Genomic DNA, 17,407 nt, shown 5'->3' on the forward strand with positions numbered 1-17,407 from the left:
GAGGCGAGGCATTTCATGGCTACGTTGGCACAATCCTCTAGCAAACAGTTGATCGAAGTAAAAGACCTGCACATGCATTTCCCGGTCACACGGGGGATCATCTTTCAGCGGCGCGTAGGCACGGTAAAAGCGGTTGATGGCGTCAGTTTCACCATCAAGCGCGGCGAGACGCTCGGGTTGGTGGGCGAGTCGGGCTGCGGCAAGAGCACGACTGGGCGGGCAATTTTGCAATTGTATCGCCCCACCAGCGGGCAAGTGCTCTTTCAGGGCACCGATTTGACCAAATTGCGCGGCAATGACCTGCGCCAAATGCGCCGCCGGGTGCAGATGATTTTCCAAGACCCTTATGCTTCGCTCAACCCACGCATGACGGTCGGCGACATTATTGCTGAGCCGATCCGGGTGCATAAGCTGCGCGAAGGGCGCGCGGTGCGCGAGCGGGTAGAGGAGCTGTTACATTTAGTTGGTCTCAACCCAGCGTTTGCCAACCGCTACCCGCACGAGTTTTCCGGCGGCCAACGGCAACGGATCGGGATTGCGCGCGCGTTGGCGGTCGAGCCGGATTTCGTGGTCTGCGACGAGCCGGTCTCGGCGCTTGATGTGTCGATTCAGGCGCAAGTGGTCAATCTATTGGAAGAGTTGCAAGACAAACTCGGGTTGACCTATCTGTTTATTGCGCACGATCTCAGTGTGGTGAACCACATCTCTGACCGGGTGGCAGTGATGTACCTCGGCAAAGTGGTCGAGTTAGCTGAGGGGCCAAAACTCTATTCGATGCCACTGCATCCGTACACGCAAGCGCTGCTCTCGGCGGTGCCGATCCCGGATCCGAAAGTGGAACAGCAACGCCGGCGGATCATTTTAGAGGGTGATGTACCGAGTCCGCTCAACCCGCCGTCAGGCTGCCATTTCCACACCCGCTGCCCGATTGCCATCCAGAAGTGCCGCGAAGAGGAACCACCGTTTGTCGATTACGGCAACGGCCATTTTGCCGCTTGTTGGCGCGCGCGCGAAAGCGCAACGCTGATGCCGGAAGTGGCGCGGAAACAAGCCGAAGCCATCACCGCGCGGATTGCGGCTGATATTGGTCGGGTCAAGAGCATTACCCACGAGCAGGATCGCTAAGCCATATCTTTGCTCAATGCGCGCACCCGCAGGGCGAGAGCGAGCGCAATCGCGGCTGCCGGCGGACGCCGCGCGGGATCAAGCATACAGCAAGCGGTTATCAGATCAACGATGTGCGGATCAGCAGGCGTATCGCCGAACAGATCGCCTAAGATCTGGCCAAACGCAAAGATATCGGCGGCAGGCGATGGTACAGCGCCGATGCGCCGTTCCGGTGCAATATAACGATTCGGGGTAATGCCGCCAAGCGCGAGCGCCTCACTACTCAGCCGTCCTAGCGCCAAACCGCTGATGGCCAGCCGAAACCCGGCGCGATAGCGCACATCAGGGGTCAAGAGCAGAGCGGCAGGACGGAGATCGCCATGCACGACATGAAACCGGTGGGCATACGCTAAGGCTAGCGCTGCCTGCCTGAGCAAATCAAAGATGGTGGCAGGCGGCGCAGACACTCGTCGCAACCACATCGGCAGCGATCCAGCCGCCATATACTCGCTAGTGATAAAACCATACCCATGCCATTCCCCACTCTCGCTGATGCGCAGGATATGCGGATGGCGGAGCGCAGTCGCAATCCGCGCTTCATGGTGGAAGAGCGCGCGTAATTCAGTAACATAATCAAACGAGGCGCGCCACAAGCGCACAGCGCATAGTTTACCGCTGCGCAGATCGCTGGCCCGATAGACATCGCTGTACACCGATGAGGCGATCAGCGCTTCGATCTGGGCATGCCCGATAGTATCCCCGATCTGTGGTCGCACCATAGCCCCCTTGCCGGCAACCACACCACGAGGCATTCGCCACCGCGGATCAGTTTAGGTTCACCGCATACGCACTCACCATAAAAACGAGCAAGAACGCCAAGAATGTTTACCAAACCATTCCCTAGCATTTACGCGACATACAGCGCTGCTTCCCGTTCGGCCACAACCGCGCGGGCCTCAACAATTGCGGCTAGCAAGCGTTGGCGGCCACCGGCTTCGGCAAGGGCTTGCGCTTCGGCCAGCACGGCGCGCGCCTCGGCTACGGGCAACAGCGGCGCGAGCCACACCCGGATTTGCGCGGCCAGATGACGGGCGCCAAGGGTATCGGCTTGGGCCAGCGCCGTTGAGAGATAGTGAACGGCGCACGTGGTTTCACCGCGGCGGGCGGCCACCAAGCCGAGATTCGCCGTGAGACCGGCTACCCGTTCAGGGATACTGAATTGATTGGCGAGCGCTAATCCATGTTGGAAGCGAGCGGTAGCCGTCTCCAGATCACCCTGCGCCAACGCCACTTCACCGGCGGTCGAGAGAAGATATGGCATAACCGAGAGCAAACCGCCTTCTTCAGCCAGGCTCAATGCGGCGGTGATCAGGGTCGCGGCAGCAGTGATGTCACCGAGTAGCAGACGATGATACGCCTGATTATTGCGAGCCAATACCCGCCACGTCAGCGCACTATCACCGGACTCGTCAGCAATCTGCTGGGCCATCTCGTAACGAGCAATGGCAGTAGTGAGGTCACCCTGCTGGGCGGCAATATTGCCTAGCTCAAACGAGACCTGGGCCAGAGCAGATGCTTCAGCCGTCGGGCAAGAGCGTAACACCGCTTCGGCCATCATTAACTGTTCGGTGGCAGCAACGAGATCAGCACCTTCCAACGAGAGCGCCGTCCCCCAGAGAAAGAGGGCTTCTGCCCGTTGACGTGGATCGATATCAGGATCGATCTGGCTCACCAACATAATCACATCGGCATAGCGACCTTGCGGGATCAGGGCGTGGGCAAGCGCTAACCGCGCGACAACGGCTTCTTGCGGTGTTGGTGCCACACTCATCGCTTCACGGAAAGCTTCGGCAGCCAACTCCACTGCACCGGCATATAGCCGAGCATAGCCGAGTTTACGCAAGACGGTAGAGCGTTGGGCCGGCAGCACACCGTCTAACGCTTTGTGATAAAACTCTGCCGCTTCCGGCCATGCTGCCAACGCAGCGGCTCGTTCGGCGGCCCGCAATGCATAGCCGGCAGCCCGTTCCGGCCAGCCACCCTTAACAAAGTAAAACACCATTTGTCCGGCTACCTCGTCGATCTGATCGCGATATAACACCTCCAAAGCTTCACCTACGCGCCGGTGTAGCATACGATGACGCAACTCGCCGAGATTCCGATAGACCACTTCCATCGTCAAGGGATGATCGAAACGGAACCGACCATCACTGAGCGGCACCACCAAACGAGCGGCCAGCAATTCATCGAGAGCGTCCAGCGTTGCCTCTTCGGAAAGCGCAGCGACCTTCATGACAACAGCAAAATCGAAATCACGACCCACGACAACCGCCGCATCGAGCACGCGCAGGGCCGCACCTGACAACCGACTGAGGCGCGCTTCGATGAGATGATACACATTCTGCGGAACTACCGATTGAGCCGAGAATGCTCTTAGATCGACCATACCATTGGGTGTCAGCCAACCGGCAGTACGCGCGTGGCGCACCAGTTCAGAAACGATATACGGATTCCCTTCTGCGTTACGCTCCAACCAATCGGTAAGTGGATGGGCAAAGGCCGGACTGAGCTGGCGGGCAATCGCCAGAATCGCAGACGGTGCCAGCCGTTCAAGTACGACACGCACGAGGCGCTCTTCCCGGATTAAAGCACGGATGAGGTGAGCAAGGGTGCTACGCGGTTCGGGAGGGCGAGTCGTAGCGATAACCGTTAATGCGACATCGGTACTACGTCGCAACAGATAGCCAAGCAAGCCTAAGGTACTCGTATCAGCCCACTGAAGATCATCGATCAGGAGGTACACCGGTCGCTGACGGGTCAATTCGCGCAAGAAGCGGGCAATAGCTTCCCACAATCGCGCTTCATCGGGTGGTGTAGCCGGCGGTAGAGCCAGATCGGGCACCAACCGACCCAGTTCATGCCACCAGATCGGAGCCAACAGCAATCGACTGTGCAGCGCAGGCCATTCAGGCCGCGCTACCAACGCAGCAAGAGCCGTGCGGATAGGATGGTAGGGTAAATTCTGTTCAAGTTCACGGGCACTCCCGCTCAGCACTAGGCCACCGCAACGGGCCAGAAACTCCTCGGCGAGTCGCGTCTTACCAATCCCAGGCACACCTTCAATCAGCAGTAAACGACCGGGCTGGGCTTCTGTTTGTAACAATGACAGTTCGGTATCACGGCCAATAAAGGGCAGCACACCGTTCGGCGATACCGTGCCCAAACGCACCGGAGCCGATGCACCGGGAAGAGTATCGGTAATAATCGCATCATACAGCGCCTGCGTTTCGCGCATCGGTGGCACACCCAACTCTTGGTCAAGCAGATCGCGAAACTGCTCAAACCGACGGATAGCACCGACCCGATCACCGTTCAGATACGCCAAGCGCATCGCATCACGCTGCACATCCTCTTGTAGCGGATCGATGCTTAACGTCACATCAAGGGCATGCAGCGCAGCCGCCAAATCGCCGTGCTGTTCATACAAACGGGCCAGCCGCAACCAACCGCGCCCAACCAGCACCCACGCTTGTTCACGCACACCGGTGAGCCACGACTGAAACGGCTCACTGTCGGGCAGATCAAACCCGGCCAACACCTCGACGGCATGTGTCGGCAATGCCGACGTTAACATCTGTACCGTTGCGTGCGGATCGACAAGTACGGCTTGCAGCGTGCGCAGATCAACCGTTGCTGTCAGCGCCAATTGCTCATCATCGGCAACCAACGCATCACCGACGACTTGCCGAACGGTGTAGAGCGTTGAACGCAGCAGTTGTTGGGCAGAGCTGCGTTCGTGGTCGGGCCACAACAAGGTCAACACCTGCTCCCGCCGCACCGGCTGCGTATGTGTTGCAAGGTAGTAGAGCAGTGCCCGACTGCGCCGGCGCGACAATACGACCGGCTGATGGTTACGCAATACTAGCGGCGAACCCAAAAGCTGAACAGTAATCATGCATTTTCTGGCGATGATGCAGTACTCGGCAAACGACTAGCCTGCAACAAACGTCGCACCTCATCATCACTCGTTTGGCTAAAGTCTTCGTACCAATAACTCAGAGCATAAAACGGTTCAATCACCATCACCGCGATCACATCATCGGCTACCGAGCGTAACATCTGCACGGCTGCTTTGCTGGCGACCGGCACGGCTACGGCGATCCAACGTAGATTCTGTAATCGCACACATTTTACTGCCGCATGCATCGTGGCACCGGTCGCCAAACCATCGTCGATCAGAATCACCGTTTTATCATGCAACTCAGGTGGCGGGTTCAGACCGCGATACGCACGAGTACGCCGCTCAATCTCGGTCTGTTCGAGGACCGTCACCTCCTCGATGACGTGAGGAGGAATGTTCAACTCAGCGATGATATCGTGATTCAAGACGCGCGCCCCCTGTTCGGCAATCGCACCCATTGCCAACTCTGGCTGGCCAGGCACCCCCAACTTGCGCACCAGCAATACATCGAGCGGCGCATGCAGCGCCTGCGCCACTTCGTAGGCGACCGGCACACCACCGCGGGGCAGGGCCAGAACTTGGAGGCGAGGCCGGTCAGCATAATGGCTTAAGGCCCACGCCAAAGCCCGCCCGGCTACGCGCCGATCAGGAAAGCGATGCGGAATAACCGGTGCTGGCATAGCGAACCCCCTTTCGAGCATCAAGGGCGAACCGCTGATCACGATCATAACACAGGCAACGTTGCCCAACAATAGGAAAACGATTGACGGCAGGGCCGCCTCTTCGTATAATCTCGGCAGCAAGATGTGGCAGCATGCGAAAGGGCAGATATGAAGTTGATTGTCTTCGTGGTCGAAGATGCGAACGCCGATGCCGGCGTTGACGCGCTGGTCGCCGCCGGGTTTCGAGTGACACGGCTGGCGACGACCGGCGGCTTTTTGCGCCGGGGAAACACAACGCTGCTGGCGGGCGTGGAAGATGCGCAAGTTGATCGCGCGCACGAGATTATGCAACGGGCAGCGCCGGGAACGCTGGCGATCACGATGGATCTTGAGCGGTACGAGCGGCTGTAGGCACCTGTGCGTATCCTGTATCTTGCTTCCGGCATTCCGGTGCCGGGCACATTGGGCGGCAGCATTCACACGCTGGAAGTCGCGCGCGGTCTAGCCCAACGCGGCCATGACGTGCATGTGGTGGCAGCCAGCCGTGAGCTGCCGCTTAGCCATCTGCGCCTCTGGCCAATGATCCGGCTCGCAGGGCGGCCCTACAACGGGTTCACGCTGTACCAGCAAGACCTGCCCAAACTGCTGAGCTTACTCGGCGTGGAGGCGGTCCTGCGGTTGGCGCGATCGTTACGGCCCGATCTGGTCATCGAGCGTTACTACAACTTCGCCGGAGCCGGCATGATCGCAGCGCGGCGGTTAGGTATTCCAGCGATCCTCGAAGTGAATGCCCTGATGGTCGATCCACCCGAAATCGCCAAGCGCCAGCTCGACGATACGTTGGGAGGGCCATTCCGACGCTGGGCCGAGCGGCAGTGCCACTGGGCAGATCGGATTGTGACGCCGTTGCACACAACGGTACCGGCTAGTATTCCACGGACAAAGATCGTTGAATTGCCATGGGGCGCAAACGTCGAGATGTTCAGGCCGCCGGCGGCGCCGCCTCCCGGCCCGCCCAACATTGTGTTTATCGGCTCATTTCGGGCATGGCACGGCGTGCAAGACTTCGTGCGCGCGGCGCGGCGCTTGATTGAACGCGGGCACGCCTACCACTTCACGCTGATCGGCGACGGCCCTGAACGTGCCGCCGCCGAGACGTTGGCTGCACCATACCGGCAACGGTTCACCTTCACCGGCGCGGTGCCGCACGAACGGCTGCCGGAACTACTGGCGCAGGCTCACCTTGGGGTTGCACCCTTCAACACCGCACCACATCCTGCCTTACGTGCTGCCGGCTTTTTCTGGTCACCACTCAAAATCTACGAGTACATGGCCGCCGGTCTGCCGGTCGTCACGGCGGCGATCCCGCCGCTAAACACTATCATCCGGGAAGGGACGGAAGGGGCGCTCTTCCGGGAAGGCGATATCGCCGATCTGGCCACCGCCATCGAGCGCGTGCTGGCCGACCCGGCAGCGGCGTTTGCGATGGGGCAACGGGCGCGCGCGCGCGTCGTCGCCGAATTTTCGTGGCAACGGCACTGCGCCGAGTTGGAACAAATCGGTAATGAGCTAATTGCCACGCGATGCCGCCTCACAAGTGCATAACACGACCTTCATCACATACTCATTAATCATTAAGTAACTTCCAAGAATGTTGTGGTACCTTAACCGACAACGATCATTGAAGATGTTGTGTCCCATGCACACTGCGATGCCACCAAGGAGCCAACAATGCACACGATACCCAATCTGATCGAACGTCGGCTCGACGGTACCTTTATCACCCGTTATTTCCTTGAATTGTTCGGCAACTCAATCCATTTCGCGCTTGCCAACATATTACTCGAGTCACTTCTTAAGTATCAAGATCGATATTTTCTCTCATTTGACCCTTACGTCCTGCTGCTCAGCAGTCTCGTCCAAGGATATTTTTTGACCACCTACGGCCAGCAGTCGGCTTACTACCGCTTCATCGGTAATCTCATTGCACCACTTATGTACAGTATGATAGAGTTTTTACTGGAAGGGCCGGTATTTTGGGAGGCACTCAATCACCAAGCCTATTTGCTCTTTGGTTTTTTGATCGGGCTGGTACAATACCTGCAAGCAATTAATAAACACAAACAAACGAATCACATTCTTACCATCATTGAAAATATCTTTCGTACCGGTATTATCTTCTTGATGTACTATATTTTCGAGAGTAAGACCAATCCGAGCCAAACTGACACGATTACCGCATTTTTTGCCGATGCTAGTCATCAATTCATCGGTTTGTCACTGCTCTTTTTTGGCATCGCCATTGGATTAGCCAACGCAACAAGCCGCCATTATCTCAATCTCCTGCGAGACATCACGGCAAAGCTGAAAATATTTTCGGAATGGCTGCTAGGACGCGACTTACTCAATGTTTCGCTCACTCAACCTGAACGACTACACCAGCACCGTCAGCAACGAACCATCATGTTTGTCGATATTCGCGGTTTCACCCAATGGAGCGAAACACGTTCGCCGGAAGAGGTCGTCGAACTACTCAGCCACTATTATCAAGTGGTCGAGCAGATCATGCACGGACATCACGTCATTAAATGGAAATTATCGGCTGACGAGACGATGGCAATCTTTGCTCAGCCCCTTGAAGCAGTACGGGCTGCCGCCGAGATCCAACGACAGATCACACCGCTCCTCGCGCCCGAACAGTTAGGTGTCGGCATTGGGTTACATTGTGGTCAAGTTGTTGAAGGATTGTTGGGCAGTGACACTATTAAATTCTACGATGTGATTGGTGATACAGTTAATACTGCTAAACGAATCGAGAGTGCTGCCGGTAAGGGTGAAATTTTGATCTCAGAGCCGCTGTACCAGCACATTAAAACTATCTGGTCCAGCGATTCATCTCGTGAGATACACGTCAAGGGAAAGACGCATCCGCTTACGGTTTACTCGCTCACCGCAACAGCATCGCAGCCGGCGGTAGCTGTAGCAGCTTCCACTGCCGACTGATCGGGCTGCATCTCGGTCAGCATAGCCGTACCGACCCAAGTAGACCCACGTAGCAGCTTCCACTGCCGACTGATCGGGCTGCATCTCTTCCCAATACTCTTTGATCGCTCGATACACCCTCGGCGAAGGTGGTCCGACATCTTCGCTTGCGCTGCAGCCTACTCTGATCCATAATCAAACAGACCAAGCAATGATTTGCGACCAAAAGTGTATCCAGATCTACCATCCACCGGTGATCGCTTGTTTGAGAAACGGTAAGCGAAGGTGTGGATAATCCGCTATGATGCTTGCTCATCTTAGTGAACTCGCCTGCTATCTTCCCGGCCTCATTCGACGCCGGCTGCAAAGTCTGGGGGGCAATGGCCGGTTCGAGCCAACGCAGGAAACGTGTTCGACAGCCATCCTAGTGGCCGATCTATCGGGCTTCACCGCGCTTACTGAACACTTAACTCAGACGAATCCGGCAGGTGCCGAAGAACTGACGCAGATTCTTGATCTCTACTTTGGGCATCTGGTAAGGATTGTCACGGCGCATGGCGGCGATGTCATCAAATTTTCCGGTGATGGGCTAATTGCGCTGTGGTACGGCGATGAGTCGTTGACGATCCTTACTAGACGTGCCGTGCAATGTGGGCTGGCAATCCAGATGATGATGGCGCCGGCAGTATGGAGCACGGCGGTGATTGATGAGCAAGCCCGTCGTCTGCGTGCCCGGGTCGGGATCGGTGCAGGCGAAGTCACGATCATGCATCTCGGTGGAGTATTGGGGCGGTGGGAATTACTGATCACCGGTGACGCTGTCCAGGAGGCGGGAGCAGCGGAAGCAACAGCGCCAGCGGGCGAGGTGGCCTTAACGAACACTGTGTGGGAACTCGTGCGGCAATGGTGTGAAACCGTACCGCTGCCGAATGGGCATCGGAAGCTTACCGCCTTGCTCGATGATGTGCCAATGCAGGCGTTACGCGAGGTTGAGATAGTGCCGGAACAGATCGAATTGCTGCGCGCATACGTCCCCAAAGCGATCCTCACGCGCATCGACGCCGGGCAGACCGCATGGCTCGCCGAGCTACGGTACGTGACCGTTCTCTTTATCCATTTAGGTAGCCTCACCGCCGAGACGCCTCTCCCGGCAGCGCAAGCCGTGATTCGTGCCATTCAGACTTGTTTGTACCGCTACGAAGGTAGTATCAATCGGCTTGGTACTGATAGTAAGGGGCCGACATTATTGGCAGCCTTCGGCTTACCACCGTTTGCCCACGAAGATGACACCTTGCGCGGTGTGTTGGCGGCGCAAGACATTGTGCAAACATTGACCGATCTGGGTTTTGCCTGTGCAATCGGTGTGACCAGCGGGCAAGTTTTGTGCAGTTCGGTCGGCGGGCAAGAACGGCGCGAATATACGATGATGGGCACGGTTGTCAATCGAGCGGCGCGCCTGATGCAGGCAGCCCGTGAGCACAACGTGCCAATTTTATGTGACGGTGAGACGGTCGCCGCGTGTCGTGAACATATCAGGTTTAGTGCATTGCCGCCGTTGCACCTCCGCGGCATTACCGATCCGGTCAACGTCTTCCAACCGCTACCGACAACACCGAACGGTCATCATCAACCGATCACGATGATCGGTCGGCACAGCGATACGCTGATCGGGCGAGCCAGCGAGTTGGCATTTCTCCATGACCGACTCGCAGACTTGCAAAAAGGACGTGGCAGCGGGGTACTCATTACCGGTGAAGTCGGTATCGGCAAATCGCATCTCGTACAGACGTTTCTCGCACAGGCGCGAAGCCGGGGTGTGGTTGTCCTCAGCGGCATTGCCCGACCCATCGATCGCAGTCCGTATAACACACTTCGGACCTGTCTCCCCAGCCTCCTCGGTGATCCACGTCTCATCGATCTGACGGATACGGTCTACGAGGTTGCCAACGAATTGTGGCCGACCACGTTAAGCGGCCAGGCAATCCAACCAACAACCTTAGCACCGGCCCACGCCGAGCGATTACGAGAGAGCTTGGTCAACCTGCTCATCAATGCAGCAACGCGCGCACCGCTTGTCCTTGTCATTGAAGATATTCAGTGGCTCGACGAGGCGACGTGGGTTTTGCTGGCTAAATTGCTCGACCGGCGTCCTCCCATCTTACTGGTCATCACCGGACGACCGCCACTGAACCAGATGGAAGTGCAGGGCCAACTGATTTATCACCCATTGATCGAGCATATCAAATTAAGCGGCCTGAGCCCACCGTTGGTTCACGATCTCCTTGCCCAAATCTTTGGTGTTGAGCATGTCGATGAGGCAATCTGGCGTATGATTGCCGACCAGACGCAAGGCCATCCGTTTTTCAGTATCGAATTGGCCAAAGCCCTGCGTGATGCGGGCTTAGTCATGCGACAGCAGGGAATCTGCCGATTTGTACCGGGCGCGCGCAGCACGGCCAACCAGATGGTGCGTCTGCCGGCAACAGTCCAGGGATTAATTACCAGCCGGTTTGATCAGTTAGCACTCGATCAGCAGTTGACCCTCAAAGCAGCCAGTGTTATCGGAGTTGAATTTGACACGACCACGTTAGCTGCCATTCATCCCAGCAATCTGAGCGAACAACAACTAGGCAGTCAGCTCTTCGAGTTACAACAATCTGGCCTGATTGTACTCGAACGCCTTGAACCCCATCCGTTCTACGCCTTTCGTCCGGCAGCGGTTGCCGAAGCGATCTACAACCTCATGAGTTTTGCGCAGCGGCGGCAACTTCATGGACGTTTGGCAGAGTATCTTGAGCAAACTGTCAGTCACGATCCACTCCAAGCGACAACGATTGCGTATCACTGGCAAGCAGCCGGTGAGCCGATCCGTGCGCGTCCGTATCTTGATCGTGCGGGTGAATTAGCCCTCTATACCGGTGATTATGAACGGGCTATCGAACTGCTTAGTCAAGCCAATCAGATTGGTCATGATCGACAACCGCAAGTGCGTGGGCGACGCGAACGAATGCTTGCGGAAGCGTTTTACGGGCAAGGGCGACTAGCCGAGAGCTATCGCTGTTTACAGAGCGCATTTACCCACCTGGGGTTGCCGTTACCGGAGGCACGACGAGCAATGCTCTGGCCGGCATTAGCAGAAATCATGCGGCAGAGTTTGCGTCTGTTCGGTATCCGTTCGCAACTGCTACCAGACGACATACACCTTCTTGAGATTGCACGAGCAACCACTTTACTCGTCCAGCTTGACTACTATCAACGTGATCCGATCACCCTCGTTCACAGTACCTTGCGAGCATTAACCTTCGCCAATGCCATCGGCTTAACGCACGCACGGGCACGGGCATACGCGCATATGAGCATCATCCTCAACCGCTTGCCGGTTCTTGCCGGTAGGTACCGACGAAAATCAATGCAGCTCGCCCAAGCGTTAGGTGATCCGGCTACCGTAGCGTGGATCGCACAAGCCCACGGGTTAGCTGCGCTTAGCCGTGGCGACTGGAAGCGAGCACAGGCCGCATTGCAACTTGGTTTGACAATTGCCGAGCAGATCGGCGATACCCGCCGCTGGGTCGAATGTCGCGCCTTATTGAGCATGGTACAGGTGCGCACCGGTCAGATTGCCGCTGCGCTGGCCGGTTCGTCCGAGATTTTGGCCTATGGCGAACGCAGCCGTGATCATCAGGTGCAAATTTGGGGTCGCTTAAGCGCCGTCGAGATTTATCTGATTACCGGTAATCTGCCGGCAGCGATCAATGAATGGCAAGCAGCGAGCAATTTGTTTACCGATCCAAACCGAGTTAGCCGTGCCGATCAGATTTGGCATACTGTGCTCGCTGCCCGGATCGCGTTGCTGAACAGCGCAACCCAGCAAGCCTACGAGTTGGCGCTGCAAGCCCTCGAGCAAATCGATCAAGCTCCCCCCCTGGCAATCTACCTTTTGCGCAGCTATGAAGCGCTAGCCCAAATGTCACTACCTTGGCGAAAACGGTGGGAAGCTCGACTCATTCGCTGGCAAGTAGGATTATTCTTCCCAATCGCGACGAAAACCGCCCCGCTCGCGAGTGAACAGGGCAAAAAAAAAGGGACGGGTGCGATGACCCGTCCCGAGCGTCGTACCGTCGCTTAGTTCACGGTATACTCACCTTCGACGACGCCATCATCCTTGCGACCACCGCTGCTGCCAGCCCCCGGCGCAGCGCCATCGCCGTAGGCAGCTTGCGAGATCTTGAACATAGCCTGCTGCAACTCGTTCGAGAGTTGTTGGATGCGGTTGCGATCCTCTTTGGCGATCGCCTCGCGCAGATCCTTGATCAGGCCCTCGATCCGGCTGCGCTCAATGCTGTCAACCTTATCGCCCAACTCGTTGAGCGACTTCTCGGTCTGATAAGCGAGGCTATCAGCCTGATTCTTCAGCTCGACCAGCTCGCGGCGAGCCTTGTCTTCGGCAGCATGGAGCTGCGCTTCGCGCACCATGCGCTCAACCTCGTCTTTCGAGAGGTTAGTGCTAGCGGTAATCGTGATCCGCTGCTCTTTGCCAGTCGCCTTATCCCGCGCGCTCACATTCAAGATACCGTTCGCGTCAATATCGAACGTCACCTCGATCTGCGGCACGCCGCGCGGCGCCGGCGGGATACCCTCGAGGCGAAAGCGACCGAGCGTGATGTTGTCAGCCGCCATCTCGCGCTCACCCTGCAAGATGTGGATATCAACCGCCGTCTGGCCATCAGCCGCGGTCGAGAAGATCTCGGTCTTGCGGGTCGGGATGGTCGTGTTGCGCTCGATCAGCTTGGTCATCACACCACCGAGCGTCTCCACACCAAGCGACAGCGGCGTCACGTCAAGCAGCAGCACATCTTTGACTTCACCGCCCAGCACAGCAGCTTGGATCGCGGCACCGACTGCCACCACTTCATCAGGGTTGACACTCTTGTTCGGCTCTTTGCCAAGCATCTTGCGCACCAACTCTTGCACGACCGGCATACGGGTCGAACCACCAACCAGCACCACTTCATCAATCTGGCTTGGCTGCAAGCCGGCATCTTTCAGCGCGCGCAACACCGGCTCGCGCAGACGTTCGGTCAGGTGCGCCGTCAACTGCTCGAACTTAGCCCGCGTCAGCTTCATCGCCAGGTGCTTGGGGCCGCTCGCATCAGCCGTGATGAAGGGCAGGTTGATCTCGGTCTCCATCATCGAGCTGAGCTCCATCTTGGCCTTTTCCGCCGCCTCTTTGAGGCGTTGCAGGGCCTGCCGATCCTTGCTCAGATCAATGCCCTGATCTTTGCGGAACTCATCGATGATCCAGTTGACGATCGCAGCGTCGTAGTCATCACCGCCGAGGTGGGTATCGCCGCTGGTCGCCTTGACCTCGATCACGCCGTCGCCGACCTCAAGGATGCTCACGTCAAACGTACCACCGCCAAGGTCGAAGACGAGGATGGTCTCATCTTTCTTCTTGTCAAGCCCATACGCCAACGCCGCGGCAGTCGGCTCGTTGATAATGCGCAGCACTTCCAAGCCGGCAATCTTACCGGCATCTTTGGTCGCCTGCCGCTGGCTGTCGTTGAAGTAAGCGGGCACCGTGATCACCGCCTGCGTCACCGGCTCGCCAAGGAAGGCCTCGGCATCGGCTTTTAGCTTCTGCAGCACCATCGCCGAGATCTCTTGCGGCGCGTACTCTTTGCCGGTCTGCGGCACGTAAATGCGCACATCGTTACGCGGGCCCTTCACAACTTTGAACGGCACCCGATTGCGCTCTTCAGTCACTTCATCAAAGTTGCGCCCAATAAAGCGCTTCACCGAATAGAGGGTGTTTTCAGGGTTGATCGTCGCCTGCCGCTTGGCGGTCTGGCCTACCAGCCGCTCGCCATTCTTAGCAAATGCGACCACTGACGGCGTGGTGCGGTTGCCTTCCGCGTTCGGGATGACGACCACATCACCGCCTTCCATAACTGCAATGCACGAGTTGGTCGTGCCAAGGTCAATTCCTACAATTTTGCCCATAGTGCTGGCCTCCGTTGCAATGTTGTTGTACCCATGCGGGCATGTTGTATCTGTGTGTAGTGTACCGGTTTTCTAGCAATGATACACTAGCGGGATGTTAGAGGTGTGTTTGAATCTGACGGTTGCGTAAGAGGATTGCACGGGCAACCCGCCGCCCGCTTTCCAGCGCGCCATGCACCGTAGCGATTTCAGCGCCGGTGACGGTGGCTTCGCCAGCAAAGAACAGCGGGCCAACCGGTTCGGCGAGCGCGACTCGTGCCGCCGGTGTGCCAGCAGCGCTATAGGTGTACGCACCCCGGCTCCACGGATCATGCAACCAATCAACCAAGCGGCCAGCGCGATAAGCAGCGGCGGCATCAACGCCAAATAAGGCGCTCAGTTCGTGCAACGCCGTTGCGATCGCTTCGGCTTCACCCAACTCGGCCACCGCTAGCGCCTGCCGGCCACCCATATAGCCCATCAGGGTTGGCACGCGGGCGCTCGTCACCGGCCACCACGTCGCGATCACGCCATCAGTGCTCAGCACGGTAAACTCCGGCCAGAATTGGCGGTCGAACCAGAGCGCCAGCTTGGTGACGTGACCCATTGGGATGGCTGCGATGGCGGCTTGCTTGGCCTCCGGCAGCGGCGGATCAAACGCCGGCTGGCCGGCCTGCAAGAGCGAAACCGGCACTGTTATGACAAGCTGGCGCGCACGGAATTGGCGGCCATCGGCGAGTTCCACCGCGACCTGCCGCGCATCCCAGCGCACCTGTGAGACTGCAGCTTCCAGTTCGATCGCTAACCCGGCGCTCAGCGGCGCAAGCAGATGGTGATAACCGCAGTCGATGTGAAAGTTATCCTCCCCGATGGTGCTCAAGCGCCGTTCGCGCGCCAATGCCGCCGCGCTGAGCCGGTTCAAGTCGGCCCCTTCAATATTGGCTAGCCAGCGCCCGGCTAGGGTGCGCGCTTCAGTTGATGGCGCGAGCCGGTCGAGCAATTCGGCTACCGTCACTTCGGGGCCGCGATACTCGCAGATCTGTTGGTAAAGCGTATGGACAGCAGCCCCAATTGAATCATCAGCGGCTAATATCCGCCCGCCGAGCGCAAACCGGCGATCGCGGCCCCAGCGCGTGGTGGGCAAGCCAGCGCGCCTGACCAATTCCCACGTGGCGGCGCGTTGGCCATGGATAAACTCAGCGCCAAACTCGACCGGGCCATACTGCTCGTCCGTCCAGATCCGGCCACCAATGCGATTCCGCGCTTCGAGTACGAGCACCTCATAGCCCGCGGCAGAAAGTGCGTTTGCCGCCGCTAAGCCGGCGATCCCGGCGCCAATCACTATCACGTCATGCATACTACCTCTGTCATTGTTCAAAAGCTGTGCTCGTGGGTAACGGCTCTCACGCTTAGCCCTGCGGTTATCTCCACCCCGCGCCCCTCTCCGTTGGCATGTGCCCCCACCCCGCGCCCTTTCTCCTCCGGGGGAGGGGAATCGTTCTCCTCCCCTCCCCAGCGGGGGAGGCTGGGAGGGGAGCCAATCTAAAGGCGCCAAGCGAGCAAAGGCGCAGAGGATGAAGACGCAAAGGCGCAAAGAACGCAAAGGGCGCAGAGGGTTTTTGGAATGGGATCATCCGCGGCGTCCGCCGCATCCTCGGCGGTAAAAACTCGCCCCCACCCCGCGCCCCTCCCCCACTGGCAGGTTGCCCCCACCCCGCGCCCCTCCCCCGCTGGGGGAGGGGTATTGTTTTCCTCCCCCCAGAGGAAGGAGAGGAATAACAAAAACGCTACGTCGCCAAGCCCAACCGCAACAGCGTTGCCCGCACCTCGTCGCCCAATAATGTCTCGTAGAGCAGATCGACCACACGGGCCGGCGCTCGTTCGCGCAATCGGACAAGGTGCCACTCATACGCCAGCGGTTGCCCAGCTAACGTGACGATCCCCATCCGTTCAAGCCGAGCCGGCAACACACTGGCAGGCAAGAATGCCAACGCCAAGCCCGCCTCCACCGCTGACCTCAGCAGCAATGGACTGTCAGCTTCGAGCACCACGCGCAGATCGGCGGCATTGACGCCCCGACGACGCAAACTATCATCGATCACGCGCCGCCACGGATGCCCGATCCGCGGTAAAGCCAGCGGGTAGTCACGTAAGATACCGGGAGGCGCCTGCTCTTGCTGCAAGAGCGGATGACCGGCGGCTGCGACCAGCGCCAGCCGCTCACCCGCCAGCAAGCGCGACTCAAAGCCACGCCGGCGCGGCGCATCATTGATGAGCACAATATCACAGCGCCGCTCAGTGAGGTATTCCAACAAGCGATCGGCGCTATGCACCTCGACCTCAACCGTCACCGCCGGATATTGGCGCTGCACGATGGCAAGCAGCACCGGTAAGAACACCTCGGCGCCGCCGGCCAGACACCCGATCGTCACCCGCCCGCCAATCTGGCCGCGCAGTGCGCTCACCGCCTGCACCGTCCGTTCAGCCATTGCCACCAGCTCGCGCGCACTGCCGAGCAACTGTTCCCCGGCTAACGTGAGCAGCATCTGCTGCCCGCTGCGCCGGAACAAGCGCACGCCGCCGACCTGCTCTTCCAGCGCCCGAATCTGTTGGCTGACCGCCGGCTGCGACATATGCAACCGCTTGGCCGCCGCCGAGAATGAGCCGGTCTCGACGACGGTGAGAAAGGTTTGCAAATGGACGGTATTGAGCATAG

General features: G+C 58.3%; 11 protein-coding genes. 5 read left to right on the forward strand and 6 right to left on the reverse strand.

Going from position 1 to position 17,407, the window contains the following annotated elements:
- Window positions 1-15: 15 nt before the first annotated feature.
- Window positions 16-1,125 (forward strand): dipeptide ABC transporter ATP-binding protein, encoded by a 1,110-nt coding sequence (locus tag U9R61_RS14260; RefSeq protein ID WP_322489475.1) that lies wholly within the window; start codon window positions 16-18, stop codon window positions 1,123-1,125.
- Here the strand turns inward: U9R61_RS14260 and U9R61_RS14265 are convergent.
- The 3 genes from U9R61_RS14265 to U9R61_RS14275 all read right to left on the reverse strand — a co-directional run bounded on the left by U9R61_RS14265 (window position 1,122) and on the right by U9R61_RS14275 (window position 5,748).
- Window positions 1,122-1,886, reverse strand: a complete 765-nt coding sequence (locus U9R61_RS14265; RefSeq protein ID WP_322489476.1) for a protein kinase domain-containing protein — start codon at window positions 1,884-1,886, stop codon at window positions 1,122-1,124. The two genes, U9R61_RS14260 and U9R61_RS14265, sit on opposite strands and share 4 nt — an antisense overlap.
- Window positions 1,887-2,014: 128 nt before the next feature.
- Complete coding sequence (locus U9R61_RS14270; RefSeq protein WP_322489477.1) at window positions 2,015-5,062, reverse strand: ATP-binding protein; 3,048 nt, start codon at window positions 5,060-5,062, stop codon at window positions 2,015-2,017.
- Window positions 5,059-5,748: a phosphoribosyltransferase gene (locus U9R61_RS14275; RefSeq protein ID WP_322489478.1), complete on the reverse strand. Its 690-nt coding sequence runs from the start codon at window positions 5,746-5,748 to the stop codon at window positions 5,059-5,061. Before U9R61_RS14275 ends, U9R61_RS14270 begins: the two co-directional genes overlap by 4 nt.
- A 150-nt stretch (window positions 5,749-5,898) precedes the next feature.
- On the opposite strand from U9R61_RS14275, the gene U9R61_RS14280 reads away from it, so the two are divergent.
- The 4 genes from U9R61_RS14280 (at window position 5,899) to U9R61_RS14295 (ending at window position 12,838) form a co-directional block, all read left to right on the forward strand.
- Entirely contained in the window at window positions 5,899-6,141 is a 243-nt protein-coding gene (locus U9R61_RS14280; RefSeq protein WP_322489479.1) for a cyclic-di-AMP receptor, read from the forward strand.
- Between the two features lie 6 nt (window positions 6,142-6,147).
- Window positions 6,148-7,335 (forward strand): glycosyltransferase family 4 protein, encoded by a 1,188-nt coding sequence (locus U9R61_RS14285; protein ID WP_322489480.1) that lies wholly within the window; start codon window positions 6,148-6,150, stop codon window positions 7,333-7,335.
- Between the two features lie 126 nt (window positions 7,336-7,461).
- On the forward strand, window positions 7,462-8,733 hold the full coding sequence (locus U9R61_RS14290; RefSeq protein ID WP_322489481.1) for an adenylate/guanylate cyclase domain-containing protein: 1,272 nt from the start codon (window positions 7,462-7,464) through the stop codon (window positions 8,731-8,733).
- 280 nt (window positions 8,734-9,013) lie between these two features.
- Window positions 9,014-12,838 carry an AAA family ATPase gene (locus tag U9R61_RS14295; protein ID WP_322489482.1) on the forward strand — a complete coding sequence of 1,275 codons (3,825 nt, stop codon included), beginning with the start codon at window positions 9,014-9,016 and terminating at the stop codon, window positions 12,836-12,838.
- On the opposite strand, the gene dnaK is transcribed toward U9R61_RS14295, so the two are convergent.
- The 3 genes from dnaK to U9R61_RS14310 form a co-directional block, all read right to left on the reverse strand.
- Complete coding sequence (dnaK, locus tag U9R61_RS14300; protein ID WP_322489483.1) at window positions 12,835-14,712, reverse strand: molecular chaperone DnaK; 1,878 nt, start codon at window positions 14,710-14,712, stop codon at window positions 12,835-12,837. The genes U9R61_RS14295 and dnaK overlap by 4 nt on opposite strands.
- 97 nt (window positions 14,713-14,809) lie before the next feature.
- Window positions 14,810-16,048 carry an NAD(P)/FAD-dependent oxidoreductase gene (locus U9R61_RS14305; RefSeq protein WP_322489484.1) on the reverse strand — a complete coding sequence of 413 codons (1,239 nt, stop codon included), beginning with the start codon at window positions 16,046-16,048 and terminating at the stop codon, window positions 14,810-14,812.
- Between the two features lie 430 nt (window positions 16,049-16,478).
- Window positions 16,479-17,405, reverse strand: a complete 927-nt coding sequence (locus U9R61_RS14310) for a LysR family transcriptional regulator (RefSeq protein WP_322489485.1) — start codon at window positions 17,403-17,405, stop codon at window positions 16,479-16,481.
- Window positions 17,406-17,407 lie beyond the last annotated feature (2 nt).

Source organism: Chloroflexus sp., from assembly GCF_034431535.1.
In the GTDB taxonomy this organism is placed as follows: domain Bacteria; phylum Chloroflexota; class Chloroflexia; order Chloroflexales; family Chloroflexaceae; genus Chloroflexus.

Bases quoted from the DNA above. Each gene is read 5' to 3' on its own strand.
- U9R61_RS14260 (WP_322489475.1), top strand. From the start codon at position 16: ATGGCTACGTTGGCACAATCCTCTAGCAAACAGTTGATCGAAGTAAAA.
- U9R61_RS14265 (WP_322489476.1), bottom strand. From the start codon at position 1,886: ATGGTGCGACCACAGATCGGGGATACTATCGGGCATGCCCAGATCGAA.
- U9R61_RS14270 (WP_322489477.1), bottom strand. From the start codon at position 5,062: ATGATTACTGTTCAGCTTTTGGGTTCGCCGCTAGTATTGCGTAACCAT.
- U9R61_RS14275 (WP_322489478.1), bottom strand. From the start codon at position 5,748: ATGCCAGCACCGGTTATTCCGCATCGCTTTCCTGATCGGCGCGTAGCC.
- U9R61_RS14280 (WP_322489479.1), top strand. From the start codon at position 5,899: ATGAAGTTGATTGTCTTCGTGGTCGAAGATGCGAACGCCGATGCCGGC.
- U9R61_RS14290 (WP_322489481.1), top strand. From the start codon at position 7,462: ATGCACACGATACCCAATCTGATCGAACGTCGGCTCGACGGTACCTTT.
- U9R61_RS14295 (WP_322489482.1), top strand. From the start codon at position 9,014: ATGATGCTTGCTCATCTTAGTGAACTCGCCTGCTATCTTCCCGGCCTC.
- dnaK (WP_322489483.1), bottom strand. From the start codon at position 14,712: ATGGGCAAAATTGTAGGAATTGACCTTGGCACGACCAACTCGTGCATT.
- U9R61_RS14305 (WP_322489484.1), bottom strand. From the start codon at position 16,048: ATGCATGACGTGATAGTGATTGGCGCCGGGATCGCCGGCTTAGCGGCG.
- U9R61_RS14310 (WP_322489485.1), bottom strand. From the start codon at position 17,405: ATGCTCAATACCGTCCATTTGCAAACCTTTCTCACCGTCGTCGAGACC.